Annotated in this window: 21 protein-coding genes; 14 read left to right on the forward strand and 7 right to left on the reverse strand. The window is 61.0% G+C overall.

Features of this window, described 5'->3' with window-relative positions; translation table 11 throughout:
* Positions 1-6: 6 nt before the first annotated feature.
* Positions 7-336: a cupin domain-containing protein gene (locus HNQ39_RS08745; RefSeq protein WP_184194064.1), complete on the reverse strand. Its 330-nt coding sequence runs from the start codon at positions 334-336 to the stop codon at positions 7-9.
* Positions 337-405: 69 nt separating this feature from the next.
* On the opposite strand from HNQ39_RS08745, the gene HNQ39_RS08750 reads away from it, so the two are divergent.
* The 6 genes from HNQ39_RS08750 to HNQ39_RS08775 are packed head-to-tail and all read left to right on the forward strand — an operon-like array spanning position 406 to position 6,721.
* Positions 406-1,329, forward strand: a complete 924-nt coding sequence (locus HNQ39_RS08750; protein ID WP_184194067.1) for a glycosyltransferase family 2 protein — start codon at positions 406-408, stop codon at positions 1,327-1,329.
* Positions 1,330-1,338: 9 nt separating this feature from the next.
* Positions 1,339-2,586 (forward strand): glycosyltransferase family 4 protein, encoded by a 1,248-nt coding sequence (locus HNQ39_RS08755; RefSeq protein ID WP_184194070.1) that lies wholly within the window; start codon positions 1,339-1,341, stop codon positions 2,584-2,586.
* Positions 2,587-2,611: 25 nt separating this feature from the next.
* Positions 2,612-3,772 (forward strand): glycosyltransferase family 4 protein, encoded by a 1,161-nt coding sequence (locus HNQ39_RS08760; RefSeq protein ID WP_184194073.1) that lies wholly within the window; start codon positions 2,612-2,614, stop codon positions 3,770-3,772.
* Positions 3,769-4,416, forward strand: a complete 648-nt coding sequence (locus HNQ39_RS08765) for a sugar transferase (RefSeq protein ID WP_246385428.1) — start codon at positions 3,769-3,771, stop codon at positions 4,414-4,416. The genes HNQ39_RS08760 and HNQ39_RS08765 overlap by 4 nt, the downstream gene beginning before the upstream one ends.
* A gap of 50 nt (positions 4,417-4,466) precedes the next feature.
* The gene (locus HNQ39_RS08770; protein ID WP_184194076.1) at positions 4,467-5,858 is read left to right on the forward strand and encodes a WecB/TagA/CpsF family glycosyltransferase; all 1,392 of its coding nucleotides are present in this window, start codon (positions 4,467-4,469) and stop codon (positions 5,856-5,858) included.
* Entirely contained in the window at positions 5,855-6,721 is an 867-nt protein-coding gene (locus HNQ39_RS08775; RefSeq protein WP_184194079.1) for a glycosyltransferase, read from the forward strand. Before HNQ39_RS08770 ends, HNQ39_RS08775 begins: the two co-directional genes overlap by 4 nt.
* Before the next feature lie 45 nt (positions 6,722-6,766).
* Here the strand turns inward: HNQ39_RS08775 and HNQ39_RS08780 are convergent, their stop codons facing one another.
* A complete protein-coding gene (locus tag HNQ39_RS08780; protein WP_184194082.1) occupies positions 6,767-8,314 on the reverse strand; it encodes a PEP-CTERM sorting domain-containing protein in 1,548 nt (515 codons plus the stop codon).
* A 308-nt stretch (positions 8,315-8,622) separates the two neighbouring features.
* Here HNQ39_RS08780 and HNQ39_RS08785 point away from each other — a divergent pair, with 308 nt between their 5' ends.
* The 6 genes from HNQ39_RS08785 (at position 8,623) to HNQ39_RS08810 (ending at position 12,775) form a co-directional block, all read left to right on the forward strand.
* Positions 8,623-9,429, forward strand: coding sequence for a sugar phosphate isomerase/epimerase family protein (locus tag HNQ39_RS08785; protein WP_184194085.1), 807 nt, complete (start codon positions 8,623-8,625; stop codon positions 9,427-9,429).
* The gene (locus HNQ39_RS08790; protein ID WP_184194088.1) at positions 9,419-10,177 is read left to right on the forward strand and encodes a TolB family protein; all 759 of its coding nucleotides are present in this window, start codon (positions 9,419-9,421) and stop codon (positions 10,175-10,177) included. Before HNQ39_RS08785 ends, HNQ39_RS08790 begins: the two co-directional genes overlap by 11 nt.
* Before the next feature lie 68 nt (positions 10,178-10,245).
* Positions 10,246-10,635 carry a BlaI/MecI/CopY family transcriptional regulator gene (locus HNQ39_RS08795; protein ID WP_184194091.1) on the forward strand — a complete coding sequence of 130 codons (390 nt, stop codon included), beginning with the start codon at positions 10,246-10,248 and terminating at the stop codon, positions 10,633-10,635.
* Positions 10,632-11,438: a M56 family metallopeptidase gene (locus HNQ39_RS08800; protein ID WP_184194093.1), complete on the forward strand. Its 807-nt coding sequence runs from the start codon at positions 10,632-10,634 to the stop codon at positions 11,436-11,438. Before HNQ39_RS08795 ends, HNQ39_RS08800 begins: the two co-directional genes overlap by 4 nt.
* A complete protein-coding gene (locus HNQ39_RS08805; protein ID WP_184194095.1) occupies positions 11,435-12,205 on the forward strand; it encodes a hypothetical protein in 771 nt (256 codons plus the stop codon). Before HNQ39_RS08800 ends, HNQ39_RS08805 begins: the two co-directional genes overlap by 4 nt.
* Positions 12,206-12,247: 42 nt before the next feature.
* Positions 12,248-12,775, forward strand: a complete 528-nt coding sequence (locus HNQ39_RS08810; RefSeq protein WP_184194097.1) for a hypothetical protein — start codon at positions 12,248-12,250, stop codon at positions 12,773-12,775.
* A gap of 59 nt (positions 12,776-12,834) precedes the next feature.
* Here HNQ39_RS08810 and HNQ39_RS08815 read toward each other — a convergent pair whose 3' ends face one another.
* Entirely contained in the window at positions 12,835-14,085 is a 1,251-nt protein-coding gene (locus HNQ39_RS08815) for a Gfo/Idh/MocA family protein (RefSeq protein WP_184194099.1), read from the reverse strand.
* 63 nt (positions 14,086-14,148) lie between these two features.
* Positions 14,149-15,462 carry a clostripain-related cysteine peptidase gene (locus HNQ39_RS08820; RefSeq protein ID WP_184194101.1) on the reverse strand — a complete coding sequence of 438 codons (1,314 nt, stop codon included), beginning with the start codon at positions 15,460-15,462 and terminating at the stop codon, positions 14,149-14,151.
* Between the two features lie 224 nt (positions 15,463-15,686).
* Here HNQ39_RS08820 and HNQ39_RS08825 point away from each other — a divergent pair, with 224 nt between their 5' ends.
* Both HNQ39_RS08825 and HNQ39_RS08830 read left to right on the forward strand, forming a co-directional pair.
* A complete protein-coding gene (locus tag HNQ39_RS08825) occupies positions 15,687-16,469 on the forward strand; it encodes an RNA polymerase sigma factor (protein ID WP_184194104.1) in 783 nt (260 codons plus the stop codon).
* Entirely contained in the window at positions 16,466-17,011 is a 546-nt protein-coding gene (locus HNQ39_RS08830; RefSeq protein ID WP_184194107.1) for a hypothetical protein, read from the forward strand. The genes HNQ39_RS08825 and HNQ39_RS08830 overlap by 4 nt, the downstream gene beginning before the upstream one ends.
* 31 nt (positions 17,012-17,042) lie before the next feature.
* Here the strand turns inward: HNQ39_RS08830 and HNQ39_RS08835 are convergent, their stop codons facing one another.
* Genes HNQ39_RS08835 through HNQ39_RS08845 form a run of 3 tightly spaced genes read right to left on the reverse strand, consistent with a single transcriptional unit; the run spans position 17,043 to position 20,171 of the window.
* Positions 17,043-17,645: a YdeI/OmpD-associated family protein gene (locus tag HNQ39_RS08835; RefSeq protein ID WP_184194110.1), complete on the reverse strand. Its 603-nt coding sequence runs from the start codon at positions 17,643-17,645 to the stop codon at positions 17,043-17,045.
* The gene (locus tag HNQ39_RS08840; protein ID WP_184194113.1) at positions 17,645-18,601 is read right to left on the reverse strand and encodes a hypothetical protein; all 957 of its coding nucleotides are present in this window, start codon (positions 18,599-18,601) and stop codon (positions 17,645-17,647) included. Before HNQ39_RS08840 ends, HNQ39_RS08835 begins: the two co-directional genes overlap by 1 nt.
* Positions 18,576-20,171, reverse strand: coding sequence for an MBOAT family O-acyltransferase (locus HNQ39_RS08845; RefSeq protein ID WP_221289930.1), 1,596 nt, complete (start codon positions 20,169-20,171; stop codon positions 18,576-18,578). Before HNQ39_RS08845 ends, HNQ39_RS08840 begins: the two co-directional genes overlap by 26 nt.
* Between the last annotated feature and the right edge of the window lie 32 nt (positions 20,172-20,203).

Consider the following 20,203-nt stretch of genomic DNA (forward strand, 5'->3'; position numbering starts at 1 on the left):
GGCACCTCAGGCGGGAGGCGCGTCCTGCGCCTCGCCGCCCTCGGGGCCGTAGAAGAAGACCCAGGTCGCAAAGTCGTCGGTGAAGTCCTCGAAGCGGTGCACAACACCGGCGGGGACAAAGAGGAACGTGCCGGGGCCAAAGGGCTCGCGGGTCTCGCCGTTCACAAAAAAGCCCGTGCCCGCGATCACCACATAGACCTCGTCGCGCGTGTGCGGGGTCTGCAAGTCCACGCCAGTGGGCTTGTAGACCTCAACCGAGAGCGAGCCGTGGGAGAAGACCTCCAAGAAGCGCTGGCCAGAGTGGGCGAGCTGGGAGAGAGTGTCTGAGGGGTGCATGCGTAGCCTTTAGAAGAGCAGTATACCGATTAACGGGGCTTTAATGGTAGCTCAATATGCTGAAAGGCTATGAACGAAAATAGGCCCAAAACCACGGTGGTTCTCCGCTGCAAGAACAACGCGTGGGTGATCGATCGTATGCTGGCGGCACTCTTTTCGCAGACCTACCAGGACTTCGAGCTCCTTGTGGTGGACTCGGGCTCGACGGACTCGACGCTGCAGACCGTGGAGCAGTACCCCCACCGCCTGATCGAGGTCGCGCCTGAGGACTATATCCCCGGAACCGTCCTGAATCAGGCAATCTCCCAGACCGATACCCCGGTGGTCCTCTTTGTCAATGCCGACTGCGTCCTTGCCACCCCGGAGTCGCTGGGGAACTTGGTGGCGGCCTTCGATGATCCCGCGGTGATGGCGGCCTTTGGGCGTCAGGTCGTCCGCCCCGAGGCCGATACCTGGGTGCGCCGGGACTACGAGCAGAGCTTTCCCGAGAAAGGGGAGGCACCCCCTTGGATCACGCTCTCGCTGCCCGTGGCCGGGATGCGCCGGAGCGCCTGGGAGCAGCAGGCCTTCTACACCGATGCCTGGGGCTCCGAGGACTCGCACTGGGGTGTCCGGGCACGCGAGCGCGGCTGGAAGATCGCCTATGTCCCCGATGCCGTCGCCATGCACTCCCACAACTACACGCTCAAGCAGCTCTACGGGCGGCGCTTTATCGAGGGGGAGGCGGACTCCTTTATCTACGGCGGCGGCGACACCATCCCCAAGCTCGTGGGACGTGCGGTGATGGATATCGTGCGGGATATTCCTGTGATGCTCCGTGCCCATGATGCCAGTGGGCTGGCCTGGGTGCTCCCACGCCGCGCGGTCTGCCAGTGGGCCTACTATGTCGGGCGACAGCACGGGGCACGCCGGCAGGCGGAGGGAAGCCGCGATGTCAAGCACGGTCAGCAGGTTGTTCTTGCACGCCACGAGTCCATCCGGGGGAAAGGCTAGCCTCGAAGAATGCACGTGATTCAGGTTCCTCGTCGTTTTGTCCGCCATGAGTGGGGCGGCACCGAGACCGTGGTCTTGGAGACGGCACGCCGCCTCCCTGCCCACGGCTGCACCACCGCGATCTTCTGCCCCAATGCGCTCGCCAGCAGCAACCACGAGGTCCTAGAGGGCGTCGAGATCGAGCGCTTCCCCTACTTCTATCCCTACATTGGGCTCAAGCCCGGCGCGCGCGAGGCGATGGACAAGAAGGGAGGCAATCTCTTCTCGTTTCCGCTGCGACAGGCGCTCCTGCGGCTCCCCGAACTGGACCTGATCCATCTCCACACCATGAAGCGCCTCGGGGGGATCGCGCGGCAGGTGGCACAGGCGCGGGGGATTCCCTACGTGGTCTCGCTCCATGGCGGTGCCTTCGATGTCCCACAAGACGAGGCCGCGACCTGGACCGAGCCGACCAAGGGAGCGCTGGAGTGGGGAAAGGCACTGGGCTGGTGGGTGGGCTCCAACCGGGTGCTCGATGAAGCCGCGGCGATTCTTTGCGTGGGGGAGAACGAGCGCAAGGCAACCCAGCAGCGCTACCCCAACCAGCGGGTCGAGTGGCTCCCCAACGGAGTCGATACGCAGCGCTTCTCCCAGGGCGATGGCCCCGCGTTCCGTGCCCAGCAGGGGATCCCCTCCGATGCGTTTCTCTTGCTCAGTGTCGCGCGGATCGATGCCCAGAAAAACCAGCTTTTAGCGGTTCGTGCCCTGCCCGAGCTGCTCACCCTCAACCCCAAGACCCACTTGCTCCTGATCGGGGCGGTGACCACGCCAGCCTACCGCGAGGAGCTCCTGAGCGAGGCAAGGCGGCTGGGTGTGGAGGGGCGTCTCACCCTCATCCCTGGCCTGCCGCCCGCGGAGCTTCCCGATGCCTACCACGCCGCGGACCTCTTTTTGCTGACATCGCGCCACGAGCCCTTTGGCATTGTGCTGATCGAGGCCTGGGCGGCGGGGCTGCCCGTGGTCGCCAGCGCGGTGGGGGGCGTGCCGTATCTGATCGAGGAGGGCAAGACCGGATTTCTGTTCCCCAGCGACGAGCAAGCGGGGCTGGTGCAGGCAATCGGGCGCTACACAAGCCTCTGCCCCGAGCCACGCCAGGCGCTGATCGAGCACACGCGCACCCTCGCCTTTGAGCTCTACGACTGGGAAAAAATTACCGCAAGACTGGTAAAAATCTACAGCGAGTGCACCTCAAAACCCCGGAAAAGTGTGGAACGTTAGTAGGGTATAAGCAGGAATTTATCTCATGAAGAAGCTTAAAATTGGAATCACAACCCTGGGCGCAGACGGCGGAAAATCCGGGATCAGCCGCTACGTCATGGCGATGGTTGCGGAGTACTCCCGGATGCAGCGGGAGGGGCTGGATGTGGAGTTCCAGGTGGTCTGCCACGCGGATGAAGCCGAGATCTTTGTTCCCGCGGGGCTACACCTGGAGACCATTCTTGTCTCCAACGACCTGAAGGCGGCCAGTCGAAATCTCCTCTGGCACCAGAGCACGCTCCCGCTCTTGGCCGCGAAGAACCGCTGGGATGCGCTCTTTCTTCCCGCAGGAAACCGGCGCTTGCCCTGGAGCTCTCCCTGCCCGACTGTCGGGACGGTCTTTGACTTCTCGATCAAGCATGTCCCCGGCAAGTACGATCGTGCGCACCACACCTACATCACCAAGGTCCTACCCGCCCTCGCACGGCGCCTGACCCGTGTGGTGACCCTGAGCGAGTGTAGCAAGAGCGATATTGTCCGCTACGCCCAGGTGCCTGCGGAGCGCATCCATGTCATCCCCGCGGGCGCCGACTCTCGCTTCCGGCCCCTCTCGCGAAGTGTGTGTATGCCGGTGATCCAGCGCTATGTGGCGGGGAAGCCCTACCTGCTCTATGTCTCGCGGATCGAGCACCCGGGCAAGAACCACGTACGGCTGATCGAGGCCTTCACCCGCTTCAAGGCCGAGACCCAGCTCCCGCACCAGCTCCTCCTGGCGGGCAGCGACTGGAACGGCGCCGAGGTGGTACACCAAGCGGCGGAGGCGTCCCCCTTCGCAAAAGAGATCCACTTCACTGGCTTCCTGCCCGATGTGGACCTGCCCCCGCTCTACGCCGGTGCCGATGCGGTAATCTTTCCGTCGCTGTGGGAGGGCTTTGGGCTCCCGGTCCTGGAGGCGATGCAGGCGGGGATTCCCGTGGCCTGCTCCAATGTCGCCTCTCTCCCGGAGGTGGCGGGCGATACGGCGCTGCTCTTTGATCCCCTCGATAGCAACGCGATCGCCTGTAGCATGATCCAGCTGATGGAAGACCCTGCACGGCGCGAGGCGCTGGCACAGGCAGGGCGAGAGCGCTCCCTGGGATTCTCCTGGCGGCGCTCTGCCGAGGAGACACTTGCCGTGCTGCGCACGGTGGCGGAGAGACGAAAATGAGCATGGTTTTACAGGCACGTAGCACCCCCATTCGGTCGGTAGAGCATCGGCTCAAGCGGCTGGTGGATGTCGTTGTCTCAGGGCTGGTGATCTTCTTACTGATGCCTTTCTTCCTGGTGCTGGCGGCGCTGATCCACTTCTACGACCGCGGCCCGGTCTTTTTCTGGCAGGACCGGGTGGGGCTGGAGGGGGCGGTCTTTCGCTTCCCGAAGTTCCGTAGCATGGTGGTCAATGCCGAGGCGATCCGCGCCCAGATCGAGGCACAGAACCAGCACGGCGCCGAGGGGGTGACCTTCAAGATGAAGAACGACCCGCGCATCACGCCCGTGGGCCGCTTCATGCGCCGGTTCTCCATCGACGAGCTCCCGCAGTTTCTCTGTGTCTTTAAGGGCGAGATGAGCCTGGTGGGGCCGCGCCCTGCCCTGCCCAAGGAGGTCGCCCGCTACACCGAAGAGGACCGCCGTCGCCTGGCATCGGTTCCGGGCCTGACCTGCCTCTGGCAGATCGAGGGCCGCGGCGATGTCCCCTTTCCCAAGCAGGTCGAGCTGGATGCCTGGTACATCGAGAACTGGACCTTCTGGCTCGATGTGAAGATCCTCCTCAAGACGATCCCAGCGGTGCTGGCAGGCCGCGGTGCGTATTAAGCGTTTTCGATTTAACGGGGCTTTAACGCCAACCGTAAAAAATAGAGATTATGCTGGAAACGAAAGATGAGATCTCACTAGAGCAGCTGTGCGGAAAGTTCTCCCCCCAGGGAATCCTACAGCAGCGCTTCCAGCACCGCCGTCGCGTCATGGCCCGGGTGCTGGCACCATCGCAGTGGCTGGAGGCAAAACGCGCAACCGACCTGGCGCTCGCCGCAGCGCTTCTGGTGCCCTCCCTCCCGCTCTTTGCTCTGCTTCGTCTGTTCTGTGGCCCCGTTCAGCGCACCACGCGGGTGGGGCGCTGGGCGGAGACCTTCTCGGAGTACTCGTTTGATCCCAAGCGTGCCCGAGTCTTCTCCCGCCTGCCCTGCCTGCTGAATATCCTGGCCGGCCAGATGTCGTTTGTGGGGCCACGCGCCACGATACCGGGGGAGCTGACCCCTAACCAGCGCACGGTACGCCGCCGCTACGATGTCCGCCCCGGCCTGCTCTGCACGTGGTGGATTCGCCAGCGTGCCAATATCGGCTACGACGGCGAGTCGCTGGCGGATGCGGAGTACGCGGAGAACCCCACCCTGGCGGGAGACGTGGCGATTGCGCTGCGGGCGATCCCTGCGGCGTTCTACGGCGAGGCGGTCGAGGAGGTGCCGGAGAAGGTCAGCCTGCTCGATATCCCTGTCGATAACCTGGCCATGACCGAGGCCGTGGAGGTGCTGGTAGACCTGACCGACTCGTACCGGACCCAGCAAGTGGCCTTTGTGAACGCGGACTGCGCCAATATCTCCTTTAAGAACGACGACTACCGCAAGACGCTACAAGAGGACGCGGACATGGTGCTAGCCGATGGGATTGGGATGAAGCTGGCGGGCAATGTCCTCAAGCGGCCCATCAAGCAAAATGTCAATGGCACCGACCTGTTCCCCCGGCTCTGCGCCGAGCTGGAGAACACGGGCAAGGGGCTCTTTCTCTTGGGAGCCAAGCCGGGAGTGGCCGAGGCCGTGGCAAACTGGGTGCGAGAGAACCACCCTGGGATGCTGATCTCAGGAGTCCAGCACGGCTACTTCTCCGCCGACGAAGAGCCTGCGGTGCTGGAGAAGATCGCAAGCTCGGGCGCGAGCCTCTTGCTTGTCGCATTTGGTGCCCCGCGCCAAGACCAATGGATCGCGGCCCACAAGCACGAGCTGGGGAGCGTGAAGGTCGCCATTGGGGTGGGGGGGCTCTTTGACTTCTTCTCAGGGGAGAAGCAGCGCGCCCCGCTCTGGCTCCGGGAGATGGGGATGGAGTGGGCCTTCCGGCTCTATCTGGAGCCCGCCCGGCTCTGGAAGCGCTATGTCGTGGGCAATGGGCTGTTCTTGATGCGTGTTCTTTGGTGGCGCATCACCCACCGCGGGGGAGAGAGTGTGGCAATGGGCCAAGGTTGGACGGAGGAGAGACGGGTATGAAAGCGGTAGTTTTTGTGACGGAGGTGGTGCCAGAGAGCCTGATGCCGGGGAAGCTGCCCTTGGTGCTCCTGCCCATGATCGACCGACCCCTGATCGAGCTTCAGGTGGAGGCGCTGGTGGAGCAGGGGGTGACCGAGATCCAGCTCTATGCGGTGGCGGGGCTGGAGCGGCTGCGCTCGTTGCTGGGAAATGGCGCTCGCTGGGGCTGTACCCTGACCATTCACCCGCTCCGCTCCGACCGCCCGCTCACGGCTTTCCACACCCTCCCCGAGACCCAGGAGCCCGTCTTGGTAGCCCTCGCCGAGGTCGTGCCCTTCCCCGAGATCTGCTGGCCGACCGCGACGATCTGGACCACGCCTTGGGACGAGTGGGCGGGGGTCTGTGTGGCATCGGCGGAGCTCTTGCGTCGCATCCCGGAGGAGGTCACGCTGGCCCAGCTCCCGGAGGTACTGCGCCCTCAGCTCACGCTGGATTTTATGGACCGCCATCCCATGCGCTCGCTGGGGGAGTTTATCGTGACCCAGCAGGCCGAGCTCGCCCGCCGTATCCAGAACGAGGTGCATGTGGCGCGCAGTGCCCGTGTCCACCCCCGAGCGCGGCTTGTAGGGCCGGCTTGGATTGGGCCGCAGTGCCGGGTGGGAGCGGGGGTGCAGCTTGGCCCCAATGTCTGTCTGGGAGCGGGGTGCATCGTGGAGCGGGGGACACGCCTACAAGATGCCCTGATCGCGCCGGGGAGCTACATCGGGGCGGACCTGGAGCTCGACCAAGTCTATGTGGACCGGAGCCGGCTGATCAACCTGCGCCAGGAGATCGGCCTGACCATCGACGATGCCTTTCTCCTCGGCTCGGCGGCGAAGCTCTAAAAAACTAAAGCCCCCGGGAGGCCTGCGCCTCCCGGGGGCTTTTGCTTACTTGCGCCGTCGCAGCCGCTGTGCGAGTGCGCCGCCTCCTAGGATCAGGAGCGCGATCGTGCCCGGCTCGGGGACCGAGCTGGGCGAGACCGTCCCCGGGTCCGGAGTCGGGTTCGGGTTAGGCACCGGGTTGGGAAGGGGCTCCGGGGTGGGCTCGGGAGTGGGTACCGGGTTGGGCACGGGCTCGGGAGTCGGTTCCGGGGTTGGTGCTGGTGTCGGAACGGGCTCCGGAGTCGGTTCCGGCGTCGGAGCGGGCGTTGGGATCGGCTCCGGCGTCGGCTCGGGTGTCGGGGCCGGGGTGGGAATCGGCTCCGGCGTGGGGGCCGGGGTCGGAAGGGGCGTGGGCTCCGGTGTCGGGATCGGTGTGGGGATGGGCGTGGGCACCGGTGTTGGAGCAGGAGTGGGGGCTGGGGGAGCCGGGGTAGGCGGCGTGGACGTGCCCGTCTCGAACTTGACCCGGAAGCCCTTCTTGACCCCATTGACGATATAGTTGCCCGAGATGTAGCCCTGGCTATCGACCGCGGTCGCCTCCGAGCTGACATCCGCCCCGAAGCCGAGCTGGGTGTGCAGGTCGTAGAACTGGCCGTCTTTCCAGACCAGCGCGCGCTTCAGGCCATTGGTGCCGTCGCCGGCACCATCCCCGACAATCAAGTTCCCCGCGATGGCGCGTGCCTCCGACGTGCTATTGCTGCCCAGGTAGCTGCCGGGGTGTAGGTTGACGCTCCCGGTAACGCCGGTCCAGAGGGTCGCCTGGCCGTCGGAGTATCCCACGGTGCGGGCGGCCGTCAGCCCTAGGTCGCCGTCGATCACCGCCAGCGCCTTGGACTCGCTGTTGCTGAGCCGGTAGCTGGTGATGCCATCCCAGAGGATCGCGCTGGTCTGGCTGGTGGTGTCGAAGAAGCCATTGCCCACGGCGATATTGCCACTGATCCCAAAGGCCGCGGCGGAGCTAATCACGCTGCCCGCATCGCTGAGGGTGCGCACGGGGAGCACGAACTGGAAGCCATTGTCCCAGCGCATCGCCACGGAGGCGAATCGGCCCCCGCTGTAGCCATTGCCGATCAGGTCCAGGGCAACCCCCGCGCCATAGCCGACAATCTTATCGCCGGTGGTATTGATCGCGGTCGCGGCGGAGTAGCCGGTGCCAAAGATCGTGTTGGAGTGAATGTCGGTGACCGCGCCATTGTCCCAGACCAGCGCGTGGGGATCGCCGCCCAGGTTGTCGCCGTAGCCCCAGCCCACAATACGATTTCCGGCGACTCCCAGAGCATACGAGGCCGAGTTGTCTCCCAGAAGCGCGGCGGGGTGGAGGTTGGTCGCGGTGCCACTGGCGTCCCAGTAGGTCGCCTGTGTCTGTGGACCATTCTCCCCGAACCCGACCGTCACGCCTCCATCGGCGGCCCAGGCGTTGCTATCGGGCAGGCCACTGGTCAGGTCGGTAAAAAAGCTCGTCGCATGTGCTGCGGGCGCGAGGACGACCGGGGCGACTCCTAAGGATGCCAGCAGGGCGACTCGCCCCCAGAGGGGTGATACTCGGATAGACATTCGTTATTCCTTATTTCTCTCAAGAAAACGCACAATGGACACACTTGGGATGCATAAATCGCTAAATTTACACGCCCTTTTTGTTTTTAATGTTCTGTTTTTACTATACGGCATGAAAATAGCCACGATGAACGAGTCGGGTAAAAACCAGTATAAAGACGGGTGAGGTTATAAAGTGGCCGGCGAATAGTCCCGGACAGATTTGCCTGGACAACGAGAATCCCGGACAACGAGTCCTCGGGTCAACTCGTTCCTCGGGCTCTGGTGATTCCGGTATGGTTCTTCTGGGAAAACGCTATAATGAGGACATGATTCAAACACCCCTTCGCGTCTCGGTTTCTACCTGGGCGCTTCATGAGCTCCTTGGCACGGTCGCCCCCGGCCGGCCCGGCGACCCTGAGGGCCGCCTGATGACCCCGCGTGAGAGCGGCTCGCTGGACCTGCTGCATGTCCCGCGGGAGCTGGCACGGCGTGGGATCACGACCATGGAGCTCTGCCACTTCCATATCCCGGATGCCAGCGACTGCTACTTGGAGGAGTGGGCCGCGGCGCGGGAAGACGCGGGCGTGCAGCTCTGGAGCCTGCTGATCGACGATGGCGACCTCAACCACCCGGAGTTTGGGGACCGCGACCGGGACTGGATTATCGGCTGGATCGAGCGGGCATCGCGGCTGGGCGCACAGTGCGTCCGCGTGATCGGGGGAAAGCAGCCCCTCACCGATGAGTCGCTGGCGCGCTCGATCGCGCAGTTTCGGATTCTGACGATGGAGGCCTATGTCCGTGGGCTCCATGTCCTCACCGAGAACTGGTTCCCAACCCTCTCCACCCCTGCGGCGGTCCAGGCTCTGCTGGAAGAGACGGGCGGCGCGGTGGGGCTGAACTTCGACTTTGGCAACTGGAGCGGCCCCGAGAAGTACACCAACCTAGCCCAGATCGCGGAGTACGCCGAGGGCTGCCACGCCAAGTGGGACAACGACGACGACTTCTTGCGCTGTTTAGAGATCACGCGCTCGGCGGAGTTCTCTGGCCCCTACACGCTGGTGCACGGTGAGCCCGGCAAGACCTGGGAGAGCCTGGAGCAGCAGAGAGCACTGGTGGCCCCCTATGTTGCCTAAGGTCCTACCGAAAGACCGGCTCCTGGTAGTGGCAGGGGCGCTCAATGGAGAGAAGATCGCTCAGCTCTGGCGGATGAACCCCGATGGCTCCGGGCGCGTGCGCCTCACCCGCGAGCGCCAGCCCTGCGCCCAGCCGCGCTGGAGCAGCGATGGGAGCAGCATTGTCTACGGGGTCGAGACGGGAAAGACCAGCGAGACCACGGGCGAGACCGTCCTTGCCTGGCGACGCTGCGCCCCCGATGGCTCCAAGCGCACCGCCATTCCCGCCCCGGAGCTGGGGAGCCCTCTGCCCAAGCTGGAGGTTGTCCTGAGCGGCGACTATGTCACGGGCTTTCGCACCCCCGGTGGCCCGCTTCAGAAGATCCAGCTCAGCCCCGCTGCCGAGAAGTTCTGGGACGAGACGGGGATAAGCGGCGGCGCTCTGCGCCTGGTCAGCCTACCCGGCACCGACGCATTTGTGCTGGCGGTGCAGCTGGCGGGCGGCAACCGTGAGGGCAAGTGGCACACCGCGGTAAAAGTCGAGGTCGCCACCGGAAAGGCCGAGCCCTGGGGCGAGTACGGCTACAGCGGCTTTTGTACCTCGCCAGACAACCGGCAGTTTGTGACCTGCTTCAACCGCATGGTCAAGGGCAAGGAAGAGCACGTGGTCTGTATTGGAAATATGGACAATTCCCAGAAGCTCCGGCGCCTCCTGACCAGCCCTGAGCTGATCTTTGCGGACTGGTGCGGCGGCAAGCGGGTCGTCTAAAAAGTACCCTGCGAAAAAAGTAGCACCCAAGCCTTGACAGCGTCGCTTTTGTATGCGAAAATTTCCGCATGCAGTCTACCGAGAAGCTCAGTCGCCGCGAGCGGCAGTTCATGGACATTATCTGGGAGCGTGGGCAGGCCAGTGTCGCGGAGGTGCTGGAGGCGCTCCCCGATCCCCCCGGCTACAACACGGTCCGCGCCCTGCTCGGGGTTTTAGAGAGAAAAGGACACCTCACGCACACCGAGGAAGACGGTCGCTATGTCTACCTGCCGGTCGCGCCGGCCCATGCGGTCGCCAAGACCGCGCTCGAGCGGGTGGTCACCACGTTCTTTGGCGGCTCGATCGAGCGCACGGTGATGACCCTGCTCCAGTCCCGCGAGCGCCACCTCAGCGACGACGAGCTCACGCGGCTCTCCGCCCTGATTGCTGAGGCGAAAGAGAGCGAGAAAGCGCCATGAGCCCCGCGCTGGAGCTGGTTCTCAAGGCCACGGTCTTGCTGGCACTAGCGCTCTTGTTGGAGGCCGTTGCCCTGCGCCGCGCCTCAGGCAAGCTCCGCCACGGGGTCTGGTGCGCCGCGCTCGCCGCCCTAGCGCTCATGCCCCTCACGCTCTTTCTACCCCCACTCCTCGCCGTGCCTGTGAGTACCCCAAGTCCCGCGTTGCCCACTTCCCCCCTAACCCCCGCAGAGCGGGGGGACAAATCGGAAGGATCTGCTTGGATTCCCCCGCTTGCGGGGGCTAGGGGGCGGGCGGGGGTTAGGGGGGAAGGAATTGACTGGCAACGTACCCTCCTCCTCTGCTACGCCCTCGGTGTGGGTGGCCTCTTGCTACGCTTGCTGCTCGACCGTGCGGCTCTCTTCTCCCTGGCCCGCCGCGCCACTCGTGCTAGCACCACGCTCTTTCCCTGCGCCTTTCCGGTTCACCTGAGCCCCGCCGTCCCGACGCCGCTAGCGGCTGGCGGCCGCACCGGGGTGCTCCTCCCCGAGAGCGCCACGCAGTGGGACGACGAGCGCCGCCACGTGATCCTGCTCCACGAAGCCGCCCACCTGCGCCGCCGGGACCACATCACGCTCCCCCTCGCGCTGGGCCTGCAAGCCGCCTGGTGGTTCCACCCGCTGGCCTGGCTCGCCCTCACCCGCTTCCGCGCCGCCGCTGAAGCCGCCTGCGACGAAGCCGTGGTCGCCGCGGGAGTCAGCCCCGCCACCTACGCCGAGCATCTCTTAGAAGCCGCAAAAACTCTCAAGCTGGAGGTCGCCAAGTGAAAACTCTTTACAGTGTCCCTGGAGCCGTCCGCGAAAACGGTCTGGAAGTTCGTCTGCGCACTATCTTATTGGTGCCTCAGAACAACCAGCAGTATCGAACAATCCTTTCCCTTACCTTGGGAGCCACCACATTAGCGTTGTTGCTTTCCCTACGTCCCTACACTGAACCTGTGATTGCTGCACCTTCACCGGCAAAGCATCACGACAAAAAGAAATTCCCCACCAAGTCAGGAGAAAAAATGATTCCTTCCACTGCAATTATCATGAGTCAGGAAAAAGCAAACCTGGTTACCTTTGAGTTACGCTATCTCTCCGGTACTGAGCTCATCAAAAAGCTTGAAAGACAGATTCCAAAAGGGATCACGAAGTTGGAACCTGATGACTCCAAGAATATGCTTCAAGCCCAAGGAACCCCCGAGGCATTGAATGCACTTAAAATACTTATTAAACGCCTTGATGTCGAATATATAAATGTAGAATTAAAAATACGACGGGTTCAACAAGGAAAGACTGTCTCTGATGTACGAATACCAACTGCTGAGGGAACTAAAGGGACGATTACTATATCTCCTGATAGCCTTAGTGTTACTGTTAGCAAAGTCTCTCATGATAAGAAAAACATATCTCTTATTGTAGAATATAACCAGCTAAAAGCAGTCTCAAAGATAATTCCTTTGGGTAAAGAGACACAGATCGTTCTGCCGGATAATAGTGAGCTGTTTGTCACTGCCACAATTGCGAAAAATGGCTCTGTCGAAATCCGATGAAATCACTCTACCAACCTTGCAGTCCCTCTAAGGTGTAACCCTATGAAAAATCTCTACCAACCCTACAGTGTCCCCGCCATGGCCGATCCCGCGCCGCTGGAGAAGCGCCTGCGCCATATTCTCTTTGGCCGCGGTGGCTACACGATGCGCCACGCGGTGATCCCGCTGGTTCTGGGAGTGATCGCCCTCGGAGCCCTCCTGCCCCTGCGCTTTCACACCCGCTCACAAACCACTCTAGTCGAGGCGGTTGTAGCCCGTGATGTTGCGGTTGCCCAAGCGCCTACTGCCCCTATGGCCGCGACGGAGGCCGTGAAGGCAGAGTCCGCAGAGCCCGCCGTCCCTGCGGAGCCACTGCCCACTCAGGCCGAACTAGAGAGTGTGGAGGCGCTAAAACAACGCGAGATGCAGCTTGAGGCCGAGCTTGCTCAAACGCGCCTGGAGCGACAAAGTAAAGAAGTGCTCATCCAAAAGCTACGGCAAACGCATAAGGAGCTATTCCTGCAGCAAGTGAAGGTATACAACAAATTCCCTATGCCTCTCCCCGCCCAGCAGGTACGAATATCCAGATAAAGTGAAGGCCCCGCACCCGTCCGTGAGGACGGGTGCGGGGCCCACTTGGGGGACTGCTACTACGCGGCGAGCGGGTTCCAGTCGCGGCCGTAGAGCGGGAGGAGGCGGAAGTTGGCGTCTCCTGCACCGTCGCCGTAGAACTGGCAGGCGTCGGCGTTGAAGCTCAGCACTTTTTTCGGCTGCCACGACGCGATATTGCCCATCAGGACGATCTCGGTGAGGGGGCCAGAGTAGCCAAAGTGGGTGCTACACTTGCCCGGTGTCGGGCCGTGGCCGGGGATGCGGCCTAGCGCGACATCGACCCACTCGTGGTAGTGGCTCACGGACTCCACCTTGGGCGGGAGCTTCTCAACCCGCTTGCCGCTATTGTCCCAGACCGAGGGTGTCGCCCAGTGCGGGACCACCATCTTGCCGTACTCCCCGATCACCACCGAGCCCGTGTTGAGCTCCTCAAACAGCTCGGGGAGGAGGTTCTTGGCGGGGCGCGTGTCGCCGTGGTACCAGTGCAGCGCGACTGTCTTGGCCGTGTTGCGTGTCCCGGCAAGTTGCCAGGTGATGTGGGCGTTGTAGGGGAAGTTGAGCACGTTGGGCGGCGCATCGAGGTGGCTCACCACCGAGAGCGGCGTGCTCAGGCGCGTCCCCGAGAGCACCGGGTCGAGGATATGGCAGGCCATGTCCCCCAGGGTTCCCGTTCCAAAGTTCTGCCAGCGCCGCCAGTTGCCCGGATGGAACTCATCGGGGAGGTAGGGCACCTTGCGGCTGACCCCACAGTAGAGGCTCCAGTCAAGATTCGCCGGAGGAAACTCCGCCATGCGCGGCGGGCGTGCCCCGCCCCAGCCCTTGCCACAGAACGAGTGGATCTCCTGGATCTTGCCCAGGACCCCCGCATTGAGCCAGGAGATCGCGGTGCGGTAGCTGCCCTCGCCGTGGATCTGGATACCCATCTGCGTGGCGGATTTCGGGTGCTTCTCGGCGGCCAGGCGCATCGCGCGCGCCTCACCCACTCCCCGGGTGAGGGGTTTCTGGACATAGGCATGGCGGCCCAGCGAGAGTGCCTTCAGGCCCACGGGGGCGTGCATGTGGTCCGGGGTAGCGCAGAAGACCGCATCGCAGTCCACCGTGTCGAGGAGCTTGGTATAATCCGCAAACCGCGCCGACTCGGGGACACTGTAGCGGTCCCCAAAACGCGCCTGGGCCCCCTTATCCGGGTCGCACACCGCGACAATCTTCACATCCTTGTGTGAGGCGATATTGGGGACATCGCCCCCGGCTTGCCCGCCACACCCCACCAGTGCCAGACGAAATGGCATAAAAAAATCCTCCTGACGCACCATTCGGTACGCACCGGAGGATTTCCTTTGTGGGAGTGCTGGCTACGGCGGCCCGGCGGCTAGGAAGCTCTGCCAGCTGCCCGCATCCTGGGCGAGCTTGAGCAGGCTGTAGCGCTGCCCAAAGCCATTGGCCTGCTCGATATCGATGATCCGGTAGCGGTTGGGCGTGGGGATAAACGCCGCAATTCCCTGCGAGCTGGGGGTGAACTGCTTGGTCGTGACATTGTGAACAATCGCGGCCTTGGCAGCAGCGCGGACAGCAGCCGTTTTCTGTTTCAGCTCCGCATCGTTGACCCGGACCTCAAGGCGGTCGAGGAAGTGCAGGAGGTCCTTGTTCTCGGGGTACTCGTAGGACTGTGCCTCATCGCGCGCTAGGCCAATCTCGGTCGCAAAGCTTGTCTTGAGCGACATCAGGGTGGCTCCGAGGCTATTGAGCGCGGAGACAATCGGGGCTACCTTGGTGGTGTCGATAACGGACTGCGTGATACCGTATTGATTGGCAAAGCGCGTCCCGGCATCGTCGGCGTAGGCAATGCCAAGCGCCTTGCCGTCCATAGAGGGATTGGTCGCCAGCTTTCCGAGCGTGACATCGTAGATATAGCCCTCACCGGGCGGGGACTCCTCGGAGCCGACAATGTAGTCCGCGGTATTGCGCCACTCGTAGAGCACCTCGATCATCTGCATCAGGGAGCAGTCGACCGTCAGCAGGTCCCATTTCTTGCCCTCGGGGTGGGCGATCGCGCTGGGTAGCGCGATCGTGTCGATATGGTTGCTCGTGGTATCGTCGTAGGAGACCCCACGGGTAGTCTTGGAGACCTTGACCGAGCGCCAGCCCGCGCCGTGGTTCCAGATCACGAGGTTGTAGTGCTCGGCGGGGAAGGTCTCGACTCCCCAGCTGATAAACTCCTGCAGGGTGGTCGGGTTGCCCATATCGACCCCTGTTCTCTGGGAGAGGAGGTAGGAGTTGATGGTTGCATCGTCGCCATCGCGCCGGACATAGAAGCGGCGTGTGTCGCTCCAGTCGCCGTTGGTGCTATCGTAGCGCCCCCCGATCCGCTTGAACTGGGTGATAATGTTGATATCCGCCGTGGAGCCGACTTTCTCCATCTGGTTCATGTTCAGGACCCCGTAGGTCTCCAGATCGTTGGCTCCATTGATGTAGACCAGCACTGTCCACTTCTTGCGTGGCTGCACCCCGACACTTTTCTGGACAGTCCAGCCGGGCTGGGCAACCACGCGCCCTCCGTCGATAGGCTCGACCGTTGGGGGAATGATCGTGCCCCCGCCACCACAGCCTGCCAGGGCCAGTGTCATCGTGCCAACTCCCAGCAGGGAGAGCAGCTCTCTTCGTGTCATGCTCAAAACCCGTCTCCTCATGATTGCCTCTTGCATCGTAAAAGAATGCAGTCTCTGCCCTCTCTGATACAGCCTATGCAAGAATCCTTCAAATCGTCTTCTCTCGGGATTATCGGCAGAGTCCGCTTCACAGGCTATAATGCAGCAGGCAATTTCCATTCTACCGAAATAAAACCCGTAAAAATACTTTTTCCGGGTTGAGAAAGTGCCCGACAGTATGCTCCATGATTGATGTACAAAAAGCAGATCGCTGGGTCTACCGCGCTCTTACTCGGACGCGGAAAGACGATGGTAGCCTCTACCAGAGAGAGCGGCGTGCCGAGGAGGAGATTCACCGGCTCTGTGGGCTAGGCCAGCGGGCGCGGCGTGACGTGCTCTTGGCAAGGCACCCGGCAGGAGACCCTGCCCGGCTTCGGGAAGAGACCCTGGTCTATGCGCTCCGTGAGTGCGCGGCCCGGGGCGACGACGAGACGGCGTGGGGGATTGCGGAGCTCCTCACGGAGCGGGTGAGTGGGCATATCGCCCGGCAGCTAGCCAAGTGGCGGCTCCCAGAGGAAGATGCCGACGACGTAACGCGGGACTTGTTTGCGCTTCTCTTTGATGCGCTCTTCTCCCGTGAGGCGAGTGCGGAGTTCTGGGAGGTGCGCTTCTGGGTCTGTCTGGACCGACGGCTCTGGAACCTGGTGGAGAAGCGGCAGGCGAGCCTAGACGCACAGCTCAGTGAGGGAAGCGAGCCCACGGAGAACGAGGGAGGGGAGTCCACCCTCCTGCGCCTCCCCGAGGGCGGCCCAGGGCCGGAAGCGCTCGCGGAGTACGGTGAGGCGCTGACCGTTCTCGCAGAGCACGAGCGCTTGGCAGTCTACTTAAAGTACATCGAGGGGCTACCGGAGGAGAGCGACGATCCGAATCGCCAGAGCGTGGCCAAGATCTTGGGCGTGACGGGGCGGACGGTACGAAACTACCTGCGTCGGGCGGAGCAAAAACTGCGGGAGTGGAATGAAAAATGAACGAAGAGCTTAGCGATACAATTCTAGTCGAGTTTGCCGGCGACCCCGATGCGCGGGTGGCAGACTGGGCAGCGCGCTACCCGGCACAGGCTCGGGAGTTCGCCTATCTTGCCACGGACCGCGCCTTCCCCGCTCCGATGGCCGACTCCACCCGTGTGCAGTCCCTCGCGCTCTCGGTGCTCCGTGAGAAGCGCCAGGCCTACAGCACGACCTTTGCGAGCCTGAAGTCGGTCGCGGAGGCCAAGGGCCACACCGCGGAGAGCCTAGCTACCGCGCTCAAGCTCCCGGTCGGGCTGTTCTGGAAGCTCCACCGACGCTTGGTGTCGTTTGAGACCATTCCGCAAACCCTGCTCACCCAGCTCGCCGCGACACTGGATCGTACGGTAGACGAGCTCGCTCGCTACCTGCGCCAGCCCCCGCAGCTCGCCGCCGGAGCTAGCTACCGCAGCGACACCGCGCCCGAGGCGCTACAAGAGTCGTTCGCCAGCGCCCTCCACAACGACCCCGACACCACCGACGAGATGCGCCAGAGCTGGGGGTAGTTGTTTGGGGCGCCCCCGTTGGAGGGGGGCGTCAGGGAACCGGCTTCTTGCCCTCAGTCGCAAGCGCGATTAGTTCGGTGAGGCGTTTCTGCCGCGTCTCGGGGCGCTTGGCGGCGGCGAGCTTGGTGAGGGCCAGCTTGAGCGTTGAAGGGCTGTAGGTTGCGAAAGTAGCCTGTGCGGCAGGACTTGCGGCGAGTGTGGCGGCTAAATCCTCGGGGATCACGAGGGCTTCGACTTCGTCCAGCGCCGTCCACGAGCCGTCGGCCTTAGCGGCGTCGATCTTGGCGATGCCTGCGGGCATGAGGAGCCCTTCGCGCTCCAGCTCTTCGATATAGCCTTTGTTGATTTTTGACCAGACACTCTTAGGCTTGCGCGGTGTGATCAGCTGCAGGTAGCGGGCTTCGTCGAGCTTGCTCACCCGGCTGTCGATCCAGCCAAAACACAGACACTCCTTGACCATGTCCGGGTAGGCGATGGTGGGCATGCCGCTGCCCTTCTTGTAGTAGATCAGCCACACCCCCTTGGCGGTCGCATGGTGCGCCTCCAGCCACGCCCGCCATGCCGCACGGTCGGGGGGATAGACAGCACCATGGGGACCGGGACCAAGGTCGGGAACGGCTGTCCAGGTGCTCATTATTTTCCCAGAACGGGCTTGAGTGCTGTCGCGAGGGCATGGCTGTAGATGGCCGCCCCTTCTGGTGTAAGGTGGATTTCATCTGCATAGTGCTTTAGTTCCAGTCCGGCAACATGACGCAGATCAATAAACCCCATCCCTGCTTCCCGAATAAGCCTCTCCGCTTCAGGATCGAGAGAGTACGGCAGTGGGTCTGTCGTGGGTTGAGTAGGAAAAGCAATGAAACAGAAGTGGGATCCTTCTTGTTTTGCTTTATGAAGAAGCCTCTGGAGAGCTTCATAGCGCACAGGGGGGTGTTTTTGTGCTTGATTTTTTTTGCCCATTCGGAAATTAACTCCGTTTGTCTCAGAGGTAAAGTCCTTATAGTGTGGGACGGCAATCCCTAAAATTCGCTCACGAAGACGTTCACGGGCTGCAAATGTTGCCCAAAACGATGAGATTCCAAACTCAACTTGCTCCCCCGGATTCGTGATATCCAGCCGGAATAAATCAGGCCAGTCAGAAGGGGTTGTAAAGAACTGCGCTAGTCGTCCGGTTTCTATAGCATTGCCATCTTGTAAGTTTTTCTCATAGAAATGAACAAGAAAGTAATCAGGTTTTCTCTTTGGCTTCCAAAAGTAGTGATTGATCATGAAGTGCCAAGTATTAATTTTTGAAGCATCCGCAGTAAACATTTTTGCTGTGAAATTTTTCCCCTCTGATTGCTTGAGATCCTGGCTGAGAATATCAAGATTGATACCGCGTTGGGTGAGAGAATTGCCTACTAGGGCTATCTTTATACCTTCGGAATTAGTGAGGTCTCTAGATAGAGCTGGGTAGTTGTCAAATCGTGCAAAATCTTTTGATGCATGGAAAATAATTGTGCGGGTAAAGACCTCGATTGTTGAGAAGATTAAAAGTACTGCAAGTAGTAGCTTGATCTTGTTTTTTTTAGAATTGGAAGTAGATAAACTCACTCGACTGTCCTCCGTTTAAGATGATTGTAGTAATGATCAATGCGGAATAGATCACTGATTTTTTAAGCCAGGTCTTTTCATAGAATCGGACATATTGTGATTCGTCTTTGGTGAGCGCCTCAAAAATAAGAATGGGGATGCAGTGGACGAGGATCATCATTAAGCTGGAGAGTGCAAACGGGGGTATCTTTCCAGGCGTTACAATCCGCTTGAGCATTTGGAACGCAGCAGAGAGGGTATCTGCACGAAAAAAGAGCCAGCCGAGACAGACAAGATGAAACATCAGCACTCGTCGGAGCTGTATCGAAAACCAGCTTTTAGGGTCTGGCACCTTGAAGAAGCGAAAGAGACACAGGATCATGCCATGGTAGAAGCCCCATGCGATAAAGGTTCCACTGGCACCGTGCCAGAGCCCACCTAAGACCATCGTCCATAACAGGTTTCCATAGGTTCTGGCAGTACCTTGGCGATTGCCGCCTAGGGGAATATAAAGGTAGTCACGGAGCCACGAGGAGAGGCTAATATGCCAGCGTTGCCAGAAATCGCTAGGGCTAACGGCAAGGTAGGGATTGCGGAAGTTAATGGCGAGCTCGAAACCTAACCAGCGGGAGATGCCACGAGCAATGCTAGAGTAGCCTGAAAAATCGCCGTAGATCTGGAAGGCAAAGGCATAGACCCCGAGCAGGACCTCGCTACCGGAGAGCCCCGCGGCGGTTCCTTCCGTAAAACGATAGAAGACTGCATTTGCGATAGGGGCCATATTATCAGCGATAACTAGTTTTTTAAACATGCCTAATAAAACTAAGATTAGGCCTTCTTCCGTGTCGCCTTGACGTCTTGTACGCTCTTGGATGACTTGAGGGAGAAGCGTATGGCCACGCATAATTGGACCCGCTACAAGGTGAGGAAAAAAGCAAACAAAGAGAGCGAAATCTTGAAAATTAGAAGTAGGCTCTATCTCTTTTCTCCATATGTCAATCGTATAGCTCATCGCTTGGAATGTGTAAAAACTAATTCCTGCAGGTAGTATGATGTTAAGTAGGGGTAAAGGGATATCTGTTATTCCAAAAAGATGCAGTGCGGTCTGTAAGCTCGAAAGGAAAAAGTTGAAATACTTAAAAAATGCAAGAATTGCCAGGTTTGCAACCATACTGATGATCAAAAACGCACGGCGTCTCTTTGCCTCTGGAAGAGCGTAAAGGTAGGGTAGTAGCCCGCCATAGGCAAGCACTGCCACGAGAGTTCCAAGGGGGATGGCAATATCGGAGAGCTGATGGGGGAGCCTCCCTCTAGAAAGGGGGGTGCACAGAACAAGAGCAGTGCCCACCAATAAGCCCCCCAAGCGATAGCGTTGGCGCGAGGGGATCTCCCTACCAGCCACGCCAAGCCCACCGATGAAATCAATAATGGTGGAGAGAAGGACGAGAAACAAGAAGCGATAGTCCCAGAAACCATAAAAGATATAGCTGGCAACGAGCAGGAGCAGGTTTTGTTTTCTGTGATTTACTTTCCAATAAATCAGGTAGATAACCCCGAACATCACCCAGAAAATAAGGGAGTTGTAGTTCATACTCTGATAGATGCCAGGGTTTAGAATGGCGG

Origin of the sequence: Armatimonas rosea (assembly GCF_014202505.1) — a bacterium.
GTDB classification, from domain to species: Bacteria; Armatimonadota; Armatimonadia; order Armatimonadales; family Armatimonadaceae; genus Armatimonas; species Armatimonas rosea.